The 11,992-nt window shown below is 67.4% G+C and carries 9 protein-coding genes; 8 read left to right on the top strand and 1 reads right to left on the bottom strand.

The genetic code is table 11. The features are described from left to right. Positions 1 to 324 precede the first annotated feature (324 nt). From JW876_07235 to JW876_07215, 5 genes are all read left to right on the top strand, one after another. Positions 325 to 1,092, top strand: coding sequence for a CPBP family intramembrane metalloprotease (locus JW876_07235; GenBank protein MBN1885296.1), 768 nt, complete (start codon positions 325 to 327; stop codon positions 1,090 to 1,092). Positions 1,093 to 1,210: 118 nt separating this feature from the next. Then, on the top strand, positions 1,211 to 2,005 hold the full coding sequence (locus JW876_07230) for a zinc-dependent peptidase (protein MBN1885295.1): 795 nt from the start codon (positions 1,211 to 1,213) through the stop codon (positions 2,003 to 2,005). 275 nt (positions 2,006 to 2,280) lie between these two features. Then, complete coding sequence (locus tag JW876_07225) at positions 2,281 to 4,746, top strand: hypothetical protein (protein MBN1885294.1); 2,466 nt, start codon at positions 2,281 to 2,283, stop codon at positions 4,744 to 4,746. A gap of 21 nt (positions 4,747 to 4,767) precedes the next feature. After that, entirely contained in the window at positions 4,768 to 5,709 is a 942-nt protein-coding gene (locus JW876_07220) for a hypothetical protein (GenBank protein MBN1885293.1), read from the top strand. Between the two features lie 12 nt (positions 5,710 to 5,721). Then, positions 5,722 to 6,270 carry a hypothetical protein gene (locus tag JW876_07215; protein ID MBN1885292.1) on the top strand — a complete coding sequence of 183 codons (549 nt, stop codon included), beginning with the start codon at positions 5,722 to 5,724 and terminating at the stop codon, positions 6,268 to 6,270. A gap of 32 nt (positions 6,271 to 6,302) precedes the next feature. Here the strand turns inward: JW876_07215 and ugpC are convergent, their stop codons facing one another. Beyond that, the gene (gene ugpC / locus JW876_07210; protein ID MBN1885291.1) at positions 6,303 to 7,397 is read right to left on the bottom strand and encodes a sn-glycerol-3-phosphate ABC transporter ATP-binding protein UgpC; all 1,095 of its coding nucleotides are present in this window, start codon (positions 7,395 to 7,397) and stop codon (positions 6,303 to 6,305) included. A gap of 144 nt (positions 7,398 to 7,541) precedes the next feature. Between ugpC and JW876_07205 the strand changes: the two genes are divergently transcribed. From JW876_07205 to JW876_07195, 3 genes are all read left to right on the top strand, one after another. Next, positions 7,542 to 9,668, top strand: a complete 2,127-nt coding sequence (locus JW876_07205) for a hypothetical protein (GenBank protein MBN1885290.1) — start codon at positions 7,542 to 7,544, stop codon at positions 9,666 to 9,668. A gap of 273 nt (positions 9,669 to 9,941) precedes the next feature. Then, positions 9,942 to 11,177, top strand: coding sequence for a DNA-processing protein DprA (gene dprA / locus JW876_07200; GenBank protein ID MBN1885289.1), 1,236 nt, complete (start codon positions 9,942 to 9,944; stop codon positions 11,175 to 11,177). Next, the coding region (locus JW876_07195) for a DUF362 domain-containing protein (protein MBN1885288.1) at positions 11,174 to 11,992 on the top strand (819 nt) is incomplete at its 3' end. The genes dprA and JW876_07195, both read left to right, overlap by 4 nt.

Below are 11,992 nucleotides of genomic sequence, written 5' to 3'. Positions count from 1 at the left end.
CGGCGAATATCGCTTGCTGCTCACGGACTCCCTCCTTTAGGCTCAATTGTAACCTATCAGGTGTCTAGCAAACCAGGGGAAGTCCAGCCTATTTATACAGTTATGTGTACAGTGATGGCATTTGACGCGCACCCGCAGAAACATCTATCTTGAGTCTGTGGAGGATGGGCGTTCGCGTGAGCACGCTCCCGCCCACCGTCGATTCGCGGTGCCGTTCGGTGGCGCGAGGGGGTAGCTTTGGATCGTGAATATGCCCACAGCAACAAGAGTACCCTGTTCCGACGGCTTTCGAGTTCCTCGTGTGCATACCTTGCGACGGCGGTCGTGGCGACCTGGTCGGCATGGGTGCCCGCGGCGATCATCTCCGATAGTCATCCTGCCACGGCGCGGGTTCTGCAGTACGTCGGCGGCGGTGCGCTGTTCGCGGTCACTGTCATCTTCGTGCTCCTCGCCTCCCCGTCATCCAGGACGGGCTACTCTGCGAGGCTGACGCGTCTTCGGTTCGGGATGCGGCCGTGGATCATGATCGTCGCAATCCCGTTCGCAGTCACGGGCCTGTCCGTGCTGATCGATCTCGCACTCGGAAATCGAGCAGCGACGGGTCCGTTTCTGCGGCAGGCGGCCGCGCCCGGTCAACTCGCGGCCATGGCAGCGTTTCTTCTTTTCTTCGGGCCACTTCCGGAAGAGTTGTCCTGGCGCGGCTTCGGGCTGCCGCTGCTGCGGACGCGCATGGGACCGCTTCCAGCGACCCTGGTTCTCGCCTCGGTGTGGATCGTCTGGCACCTTCCGCTCTTCTGGCTGAGCGGTTCCTATCAGTCGAAACTCGGCGTGTTCACGCCCGGATTCTGGCTGTATCTTGTAGCGGCTTTCAGCACGACGTTCCTCTACACCTGGATATGGGAGGCGACTCGAAGCACGATCGCGGCGATCATCTTGCATTTCATGGTCAACTTCAGCGGAGAGTTCCTCGATCCATCGCTTCGAGCTGACGCCGTTCGCACGGCGCTCTACGCGATCATCGCGTGCCTCCTCGCCGTGATGTGGATTCGAGATACACGATATCGACGTCATGCCAACGGCTCGTCCGCCTGAACCGCTCGAGGGCGCGGATCGGGCAGGAACCTTGACATCTGATCGAAGATAAGTGCTATCATCCTCCGGCAGTCAGGATTCACGTTCTCGGCATATGGCAAGGTGGCGATATCACCCCATGTTCGGACGACGGAAGAAACGCAGGGAAGCGCTGAAGCGCGAAGCCTTCCCGCCGCGCTGGCTCGAGGTCATCGAGCGGCGCGTCGCCTACTGGCACCTGCTCTCCACGGCGGACAAGCTCGAGCTCCTCGGCCTCGTGCGGATCTTCCTCGACGAGAAGCGCTTCGAGGGGTGCGGCGGGCTCGAGATGAACGACACCGTGCGGGTCGTCATCGCCTCGCTCGCCTGCATACTGCTCCTGCACCGCGAGACGGACGTCTTCCCCGGCCTCGACTCGATCCTCGTCTATCCCGGCGAGTTCTCCTCTCCCGTGGAGGAGTACCACGATTCGGGGATCGTCACGCAGGGATTCGAGACGCGCGAGGGGGAGTCGTGGGGGGAGGGGGCGCTCGTGCTCTCCTGGGACGTCGTCCTCGAGGACGCGGCCGACGCCTCCGACGGCGTGAACGTCGTCTTCCACGAGTTCGCGCACCAGCTCGACGACGAGGCGACGCGCGCAGCCGGGGCGGGGTATCTTCCAGACGGCGATCTCTCCGCCTGGACCGCCGTGATGGACCGGGAGTACCGCGAGCTCGTCGAGGACGTGGAGGAGGGGTACGACACCTTCATCGACGAGTACGCCGCCGAAAGCCCCGCCGAGTTCTTCGCCGTCGTCACCGAGTACTTCTTCGAGCTCCCCCTCGACCTCGAGGAGGAGCACCCCGATCTCTACGATGCCATGCGTCTCTACTACCGGCAGGATCCCGCCGAGACCTTCCAGCGGGCGCAGCCGGGGGACGACACGGTCCACTGACGGCTCACCGCCCTCCTGGAAATCCGTTTCGCCATAAGTATCAGATGGATACCGCGCCGGAACGGACGCCTCAAGAGTGTAACTAATAGTTTACTAGTGTAAATTGAAGCATACAGTGCATGTTCCTCTATATTATTTCCTTGCAATAGATAGAGAATGATGGTATGCTCTCCTCCAGCGGCTAGCAACATTATCTGAAAATTTAAACCTGCGAAACGGATGGCGTCGGCGATCGGCCGCCGTCGTCGGTTCGCGTGCGAGGAAAGGAGTGCGCGATGACCACCGAGTTGAAGCGTTTCGGCGACGCGTATGCCTCGATCGTCGTGGCGGCGTACGAACCGCTGATCATCACATGGCTCTCGGACTGGGCATTGTTCCAGATGGCCGGGATGATGGCCTGGCGCTCGCAGAAGGGCAAGTACATGGTTGCACGGTCCTCGGCCCCGACGGCGGCGGCGCTGTATGTGAACCGACCGCGCGAGCGGATGCCGGCCTCCGCGGCGAGCCGCCTGCCGGCCGGTACGAAGGTGGAGAGCATGTACGTCGATTCCCTCGGCTATCCGATCGCCGAGGGCGAGGTGCAACCGGTCAAGATCAAGGGATTCCCCGAGGCCGTCAGGATCGGCGACACCGTATATCCCCACGGCGTCATGCGCGTTATCCGGGAGGTGGAGGACGAGGAGCGGAGCGGCACCTTCCTGTCCCGGATGTTCCGCCGGAAGGGCAAGACAGCGGGAGAGCACCGGCCGCTCTGGCAGACCGCCGGCCGGACGTTGCCCACCGTCCTCAACGGGCGCCTCGGCGCCGTGGATGACGACTTCGATTTCCACGCTTGTCGCGTCTTTTTCTACGACGCGCTCGTCAAGGCGGTCGATCATGCCATAGCGGAAGACAAGCCTCCCGCCGAGGCGATCAGGTCGGCCCTCAACGGCGCCACGAAATACAAGACCTACGAATTCCTGCCGCCGAAGATCCTGGAGGAAGGGCTGTCACCGATCGGCATCGCGCACTTCTACCGGCAGCTGTACTTCAACCTCGAGGAGGGAGTCGGTCCCATCGAGGAAGCGTTCACCGTCGCGCCGCTGGAGACCCTCGAGGTGGTCTACGAGACCACCAGGAAGCAGATCCACGAGGAGATCGTCGAGGTCGGCTACGAGTCGGTCAGCGAGAAGGCGGTCGAGAGCAAGAACCTCGATGAGATCTCCGACAAGGTCTCCTCCATGATCCAGAGGGACGCCTCCGCGTCGATGTCCGCAAACGCCTCCGGTTCCATCGGCGTCTGGCAGGCGGGAGCGTCCGCATCGGCTTCGCTCTCTTCCTCGACGCAGCGCAACCGCGAGGAAACGTCACGCCGGGTGAAGGAGATCACCACGCGCGCCTCCGAGCGGATCCGCAAAAGCTACACGATCAAGACACGGGACTACGAGGAGACGACCGAGAAGAACCTCACGAGGCGCCTCATCAAGAACGAGTCGGAGCACCCGGTCAGCTACGGGCTCCGGCGGGTGCTCGGGAAGGTGCTCGTCAAGGTGCAGGATCTCGGCCCGCGCCTCGTCTGGCAACTGTACATCAGGAACCCGGGCGATGGGCTCGCGCGCAGCAGGTTCGTCCATTTCCGGGAGGCGGAACCTGTTTCGGTTCCCGAGCTGCCACCAGGATGCCCGCCGCGGCCGCGCGGCGGCACCGATACCGGTTCCACGAGCTCGGTCATAGCGCGGGATTCCGACCACGGATATTTCGTGACGGTCGTGATCAACCCCGGCGCTGACCGGATGGTGACCGCGGTCAGCATCGACTCGATCACCGATCTCGAGGGCGGCGGGAAGGAGGACTACGCACCCTCGCCGAAGAACGACATCCAGTGGGGGCCCGGCTGGGATCCGAACACAAACACCTACACGATCAACATCGTGATCCTCCCGGGTGATTCTGCGAGCGTGTCGGTGAACTACACCTACGCCTGGGATCCGGCGCAGGAAGTGCTCGACGAGTGGGAAGCGAAACGGCAGCAACTCGTCCACGAGATCGAGCAGAAACTGCTCGAGGAACAGTTCCAGCGAGAGAAGACGCTCATCACCGAGCGGAGCAAGATCAAGGCGCGGCCCGCCATCGATCTCCGGCGCGAGGAGCGCTACGAGATCATGAATCGCATGATCTCGCAGCTCTTCGGCCGGGGCGACGATCCGGCCGAGCCGGTGCCGCTCGAGATCGAGTACTTCCACCGCTACTTCGATATCGAGGGGATATTCGTCTACACGCATCCGTCCTGGTGGCGGCCGCGGTACTCGCCCGTGTCGACGAGCTTCGGGCGGGAGGCGTACGAGATCACCGCGGAATCCGAGCCGGCCCCGATGGGGGTCTCGCTCGGCTGGTGCATCCAGCTCGACGGGGACATGCGGCGGAACTCGTTCCTCAACAGCCCGTGGGTGCGGGTCTGCCTTCCCATCAATCCCGGGAGGGAGCGTGAGGCCGTCGAGTGGCTGTCGGTGCACGTGGAAGGCAGGCACGGGTACGATCCATCCAGAAACCCGCTCAAGGGATTGCTGGAGGATATCGATGAGGTCCGCGATCGGCAGGGAGCGCTCGGTTGCGCGGGCCCCGACTACGTAACGGTGGGGTCCGATGTGGGAGATGGGGATCCGGCGACCCCGGCCGGCATCTATCCGGTGATCGACGAGTTCGAGATCACGCTGCCGACCGACGGATTCGTCTACGAGACCCTTGAAATCGAAGGTACGTGACCCCGAACCGCGGAGCGAACGGTGCCGGTCGAGAAAGTAATCATCGCGTTCGGTTGCCAGGTGCGCGACTGGAACGACTGTTCCGATGTCACGACTCTCCTGGATGGCCATGCATCCGTGACGAAGGTCTCGGCATCACCTCTCCGGTACAGGTACAAGAAGGGGAAGCGGAAGATCGACATCGACCTGGTCTTCGAGAAGGCCGCTTTCCGGAAAGCCCTCGATGCCGGCGGTGCGGTCGTCGTGTACGACGGGCACTCCCGGTACGGACAGGGGCCGGCGTTCTGCGGTTCGGGCTTCAAGATATGCAAGGATCCGCCGAACTCGGCATCGAACCCGATGGGGGATCATTTCAGGATGGGATGGGACGCCGTCAACGTGCCATGCATCGAGGAGATCCTGCATCACTGCGTCGCGCCGTCGGAATATCCCGAGACGCCCCCGAAGACATTCTTCGCCCGGGCATGGGTCAGGAACGTGTTCAAGCTCGCCGCCAGGCCGATCGCGAAGAAGACGGCCGCAACGTGCGGAACGATCAGGTTCGCCAGGCGCAGCCTCGCTTCCTGCAAGCCCGCTATCGCCCGGCTGACGAACGGTCTCGGCGAGAGAACGCTTGCAACGAGGCACTACTGGTATACGATCAAGCGCGGCGCCGACTTCGAAACGATGGTGAAGGTCGGCTCGGGCGACCTCGACGCGACGGGTCTCGCGTGCGGCGCCCTCTTCGTGAACTCCTGCTCCAGCAAGCGGCACTTCTACGCCGCGCTGCGGAGGAAGAGGATCGCCGTGAAGGGGAAGACGCGATTTCTTTTGACGACGAGGCCGGCATCCGCGTCGACCACCCACGTTTTCCTCCAACTCGTGCTTCGCGGTCTCGATCCGAGGAAGGCGAAGGATGCGAAGAAGATCTGCCGGAGGCTCAACGCGATTCCGGGCTCCGGCCGGGTCGTCACGCTGAAATGAGGTGAAGGGGCGATGAGCGCCGACGCACAGGTCATACTCTCCCTGCTGCGGGACGACCGCATCGCGGATTTCGATTCGTCGCTCCTTTTCAGGAGCGAAATCAAGGACGATCCGGCGGCCGCGTCGATCCTCGTCGGCATCATGCACGACGGGGCTCCGGGGCTCGCGGCGCGGGCCAGGGAGATGCTGTGCCTCTTCGACCGGGGGTACGCGCAGGCCCTGGCGGAGGGGTTCTCGAAGTCCGGGGCCTCGTGGCGGGGGAACCTGCTCGACCTGCTCTGGACCGTCCATACGGCTCAGGGAGAGGAAAAGCAGGCCGCCGCGGCCAGGGAGCTCCGGGATCCGCTGATCCTGTTGCTCGCGGACCGGGATGTCATTCCCCTCCAGACCGACAAGCCGATCGAGGTCGAGTACGAGGTGCGGGTCCGCGACGAAGCCTACCTGCTGCTTCGCCTGATGGACGATCCCGCATACGACGAGGACGGTTTCCTCTCCTCCTCCTTCGACGAGCGGGACGACGAGATCCGGCGGTATGGGAGGGGCGGCGGGCCGATGGTCTGATGCCGGCGTGGGTCGGGAGGGCGTGCGACGTGTCAGGCGACGGGCAGCGCCTTCCCCGTTTCCTTGTCGAAGAGGTGCACCCGGTCGAGGTTGAACCTGATCTCCACCTTCTCGTCGGGGCGGGTGCGGATCCCCGGGTCCTCCCGGGCGACGATCCTCTGACCCCCGCAATCCAGGTAGAGTATCGACTCGTTGCCGAGGCTCTCGACGACCTCGACGCGGGCGGGGCAGGGGTGCATCGACGCGGCGTCCGCCTCGGCGCCGCCGTCGCCGAGATAGATCTCCTCCGGCCGCACGCCGAGGACGAGCTGGCGGCCGGCCGGGACGGCGCGGTAGCGCCGGGGGACGGGGAAGGCGGTGAAGGACGTGCGGAAAGAGTCGCCGTCGATCTCCCCCTCGACGAAATTCATCGCCGGCGAGCCGATGAAGGCGCCCACGAACATGCTCGCCGGCCGGTTGTAGAGGTCGAGCGGGGTGCCCACCTGGAGAATGCGTCCCTCGTTCATCACGGCGAGCCGGTCGCCGAGGGTCATCGCCTCGGTCTGGTCGTGCGTGACGTAGACCATCGTCGTCTCGATCTGGAGATTGAGCTTGCGGATCTCCACGCGCATCTGGACGCGCATCTTCGCGTCGAGGTTGGAGAGGGGCTCGTCGAAGAGGAAGACGCTCGGCTTGCGCACGATCGCCCGTCCCAAGGCCACCCGCTGGCGCTGCCCGCCGGAGAGGGCCTTCGGCTTGCGGTCGAGCAGCCCGTCGATGCCGAGCATCGCGGCCGCCTCGTCCACCCGCGAGCGGATCTCCTCCTTCGGGAGCTTTCTGAGCTTCAGGCCGAAGGCCATGTTGTCGTGGACGGACATGTGCGGGTAGAGGGCGTAGTTCTGGAAGACCATCGCCACGTTGCGGTCGCGCGGCGACATGTCGTTGACGCGCGTGCCGTCGAAGAAGAGGTCGCCCGAGGTGACGTCCTCGAGGCCGGCGATCATGCGCAGGACCGTCGACTTGCCGCATCCGGAGGGGCCGACGAGGACGAGCAGCTCGCGGTCCTCGATCGAGAGATCGATGCCGGTGGCGCCGACGACTCCCCCGTCGTAGATCTTCTCCGCATCGACGAATCTGACCTGTGCCATGGAGACCTCCCCCGGCAATCTACCGCGCCCCGGCGGGGCGGGTCAACGGAAAATCGGTTGTCCGCCGGCCGCCCGTCGCCAGGCGGAAATGCGTGGCGGCGGCGGGGAGGCATCGGGTAGGATGTGGGCGGCAAGGGGGTTTTCATGAACGCTCGATCGATCGCGACGACGATCCTGCTCGCCGGGCTTCTCCTGCCGGCGGCGGGTCGGGGAGGTGCGGCGCCGATGGCCGCGGACAATCGGATGACGGAACGCTGGGAGATCCGCGTGCAGCCGGGCGCGCTGCGCGAGTTCGTCTACACGAACAAGGAGGCCACCCATTTCAGCGGCGAGGCGACGAATATCCACACGAGGAGCTACCACGGGCTCTTCTCGTCGATGCACGAGTACCTCGACCGCTGGGAGATCGCGGCCGGCGGCCGCCCGCTCGATCCGAGGACGGCCGAAGCGCGCGCCTATCCGCACGTCCTCGTGCGGGAGTACCCAGGCGGCGTGAAAGAGGAGATCCTCCTTCCCGACGAAGAGAACGGCCTCCTCGTCCGCGTGACCAACCTGGCCGCCGGAGACGCGTCCTTCACGCCGGTCGCCGACATGCGTTTCATCTGGGAGACGCCGCGTCCCGAGTACCGGATCTTCTGGGACGCGAGGGGGAACGTGCTTTTCGTCTCGCGGGCCGACGAACCGGCCCCGGCAGGCCGCCCCGCGTGGATCACCGTCACCGCCGGTTGCCCGCTCCGCTACGAGCCGGTCGAGCGCTTCGAGACGGCGCGGTACGCGAAGGACGCCGCCCGCAAGGCGATGGCCGAAACGCATCCCTTCACGCCGGGGCGGCTCCTGTTCGAGGCGGACGGCGGGCCGGTCACCTTCGCCGTCGGTCTCGGCGACACGGAAGACGAGGCGGCCGAGCAGGCCGCTCGCATCCTCGGGCGTTTCGACGAGCTCGCCGAGGCCAGGCTCCGGCGGATCGAGGAGATCGTCGAGCGGACGGGATTCAGGGCGGACGACGAACGGTTGGCGAAGGCCTTCCGCTGGGCCGTCGCCTCGATGGACAACCTCGTGATGAACCAGCGGGGGCGGGGGATCTACGCGGGGTTCCACTGGTTCCCGACCTACTGGGGGCGCGATTCCTTCATCTGCCTGCCCGGCGCCCTGCTCGCCACGCGCCGCCACGACGTCGCGCGCGAGGTGCTCCTCTCCTTCATGACCTACCAGCAGCGCGATCCCGGCTCGATGCGGCTCGGGCGCTTTCCCAACATCGTCGACCCGGAACATCTCCAGTACGCCGGCGTCGACGGCACGTGGTGGCTCGTGCGGGCGGCGTGGAAGTACTGGCTAGCGACCGGGGACGCGGCCTTCCTCGCCGAGGCCTGGCCGGCCGTCGAGCTCGCCGTCGCGGGCGCCCTCGAGACGGCCGTCGACGACGAGGGCTTCCTCGTGCACGGCGACGGGGAGACGTGGATGGACGCCGGCGGCGAGCAGAATCCCTACTCGCCGCGCGGCGACCGGGCCGTCGAGGTGCAGGTTCTCTTCCGCCACGGGCTCCTCGTCGGCGCCGCCTGGGCGCGGACGCTCGCTGGCCGCGTGGAGAGCGGTGAGGCCGCGCGGCCGGCGGGCGGCGCGCCGCCCGAGGCCGCAGGGCTCCGGCGGCTGGCCGCCGCGTGGACGAGGCGGGCGGCGGACCTGCAGACGGATTTCAGGAGGCGGTTCATCGGCGGGCCGGGCGGCTCCCTCGTCGACCACCTGAACGCGGACGGATCGGCCGACGGGCAGCTCAGACCGAACGCGATCCTCGCCTGCTGGGTCGCGCTCGACTGGCGGGAGATCCCCGCGAGCGGCCCCGGGGCCGTCGAGGCCGAGCCGCTCCTCACGGTCGGCGAGATCGAGACGGTCATGCGGGGGTGCGGGCCCGTCATCCTCCCGCACGGCATCGCCTCGCTCGATCCGGCCGATCCCGATTTCAAGCCGCGCCACCTCGACCTCGACCGGTATTACTACGACGCCGCCTACCACAACGGGGACGTCTGGGAATGGCTCATGGGGCCGGCCGTCACCTGCCTGCGCGCGGCGGGGCGGGCACACGAGGCGCGGGCGCTCGTGCAACCCCTCGTGGACGAGATCCTCGACGAGGCCTGCGTGGGGAGCCTCCGCGAGATCAGGGACGGCCGGTACGAGGCGGGAAAAGAGGAGTTCGGGGGGGCGACGAGCCAGGCGTGGTCGCTCGCCGAGTTCATCCGGGTCTGCCTCGAGGAGACGGACGCGGCGCGGCGGTGAGAGAATCCGCGGACGCGGCGCGGCGGTGAGAGAATCCGCGGACGCGGCGCGGCGGTGAGAGAATCCGCGGACGAGGCGCGGCGGTGAGAATTACTCGCGGCAGCGATTGCGGCGCGGCGGTGAAGGCTCCGGCGACCGGGCCGCGGCGCAGGAAATTCCTCGCGGCGACGGCAGCGGCGGTGGTAGACTGGCGAAGCACGGGGCGCGCGGCGGGACGATGAGGCCGCACGCCCCGTTCGCGTTCCGGTGCGGCCCGTGCAGGGGAGGTGGAGGATGGGATGTACGGGGTTGTCGCGCGCGTGGCTGCGCATCCTCTCGTCTGACGGCGTCGGCGCCGGCTCGTGGCGCCGCCTGTCCCGGCGGCTGTCCCCCGAACGCATCGCGGCGATGCTCGAGACGGTTCAGGGAAGGGAGTGGCTCTGCCGCATCCTCGGGCGGCCGCCCGGCCCGCCGGACCTCGAGCTGGCCGCCGCCTGGGAACGGCGCATCGACGGCGACCGCTGCCGCGCGGTGTCGCTCGGCGAGCCGGGGTATCCGCCGCTTCTCGCCGAGACGTCCGATCCGCCGCCGCTCCTTTTCGTCTCGGGGGCGATCGAGACGGCCGCCCGCCCGGTTGTCTGCATCGTCGGCTCGCGGGCGGCGAGCCGGCGCGGCCGCGTCGTCGCCCGCGAGCTGGCCGCAGCACTCTCGCGGCTCGGCGTGGCCGTCGTCAGCGGGCTGGCGCGCGGGATCGACACGGCGGCCCACCTCGGCGCGCTCGAGGAGGAGGGGGGGACCGTCGCCGTCCTCGGCTGCGGGATCGACGTGGCCTATCCGCGCGAGAACGCCGACCTGGCCGTCGAGATCGCCCGCCGGGGCTGCCTCGTCTCGGAGTTCCCCTTCGGCACGCCGCCGCTCCGCCACCACTTCCCCCGGCGCAACCGCATCCTGGCGGGCCTCGCCCTCGGCACGGTCGTCGTCGAGGCGGGCGAGGGGAGCGGGGCGATGGTGACCGCGGCGCTCGCCGCGGAGGAGGGGCGGGAGGTCCTCGCCGTCCCCGGCCCCGTCGATCACCCCGGCTCGCGCGGCCCGCACCGGCTTCTCCGCGACGGGGCCGCGCTCGTCGAGAGCCTGGCGGACGTCCTCGATGCGATCCCCGCCCTCGGCGCCGCCGCGCGCGCGGAGGATGGCGGGGAGGCGGAGACGGGCGGCGGGGTGGAGGCGTCCGGCGATGGGGAGATCGAGACGGGCGGCGGGGTGGAGGCGTCCGGCGGTGGGGAGATCGAGACCGGCGGCGACGAGACCGCGTCCCGCGACGGACTCTTGCCGGGCGGGGAGGCGCAGAGGCTCGTCGCGGCGCTCGATCTCGAACCGAAACATATTGATGAACTTGCGGAAATCTGCGATATTCCGGCCGTCGTGATTCTGCCCCTCCTGCTCGAGCTCGAGATGCGCGGGGTGGTGGAGCGGTGCGGGGTCGGCCTGTACGCCATCGCCCCCGGCCGGAAGAGACGAGGAGATGCCCCGTGATCCGGAGCGGCGGAGAGAAGAGCATGGTCGTCCTCGCGCGATGCGGGGACTACGAGCCCTCGCGCGTCGCCGACGCGCTCGAGCGCGTGCTCGACCCGCTCGGCGGGATGGCTTCGTTCGTCAAGCCCGACCAGCGCGTCCTCGTCAAGCCGAACCTCCTCTCCGCGAAGGCCCCGGAACGCGCCATCACCACGCACCCCAATCTCGTCGCGGCGGTCGTCGAGTCGGTGCGCCGGGCGGGAGGAAAGCCGGTCGTCGGCGATTCCCCCGGCGGCGCCGTGCGCGGCGTCCGGCGCGTCTGGGAGAACTCGGGGATGGCGGCCATGGCCGAGCGGACCGGCGTCGAGCTGGTCAACTTCGAGGCCTCCGGCTCGCGGGGCGTCCCTTTCGGGGCGTACACCTTCTTCGTCGCCAAGCCGGTGCTCGACGCCGACGTCATCGTCAACGTCGCCAAGCTCAAGACCCACTCGCTGACCCTGATGACCGGCGCGGTCAAGAACATGTTCGGGGCGATCCCCGGCTTCCGCAAGTCCGAGCAGCACAAGCTCTACCCCAAGCCCGGCCGTTTCGCCGAGATGCTCGTCCATCTCTACAAGCTCGTCACCCCCTCGGTGACGATCGTCGACGGGATCGTGGCGATGGCGGGGAACGGGCCGAGCTCGGGCGATCCGTACGAACTCGGCCTGCTCGCCGCGGGCATCGACGGGCCGGCGATCGACGCCGTCCTCGCCGACCGGATCGGGTTCCCGCCCGGCCTGATCGACACGACGCGCATCGCCGCCGAACTGGGAGTGGGCGAGGGGGACCTCTCGCGG

It is taken from the genome of Candidatus Krumholzibacteriota bacterium, from assembly GCA_016931295.1.
In the GTDB taxonomy this organism is placed as follows: Bacteria; Krumholzibacteriota; Krumholzibacteriia; order Krumholzibacteriales; family Krumholzibacteriaceae; genus JAFGEZ01.
This window is presented reverse-complemented; position numbering and strand designations above follow the sequence as displayed.

Bases quoted from the DNA above. Each gene is read 5' to 3' on its own strand.
- ugpC (MBN1885291.1), bottom strand. From the start codon at position 7,397: ATGGCACAGGTCAGATTCGTCGATGCGGAGAAGATCTACGACGGGGGA.
- dprA (MBN1885289.1), top strand. From the start codon at position 9,942: ATGGGATGTACGGGGTTGTCGCGCGCGTGGCTGCGCATCCTCTCGTCT.
- JW876_07205 (MBN1885290.1), top strand. From the start codon at position 7,542: ATGAACGCTCGATCGATCGCGACGACGATCCTGCTCGCCGGGCTTCTC.
- JW876_07225 (MBN1885294.1), top strand. From the start codon at position 2,281: ATGACCACCGAGTTGAAGCGTTTCGGCGACGCGTATGCCTCGATCGTC.
- JW876_07215 (MBN1885292.1), top strand. From the start codon at position 5,722: ATGAGCGCCGACGCACAGGTCATACTCTCCCTGCTGCGGGACGACCGC.
- JW876_07230 (MBN1885295.1), top strand. From the start codon at position 1,211: ATGTTCGGACGACGGAAGAAACGCAGGGAAGCGCTGAAGCGCGAAGCC.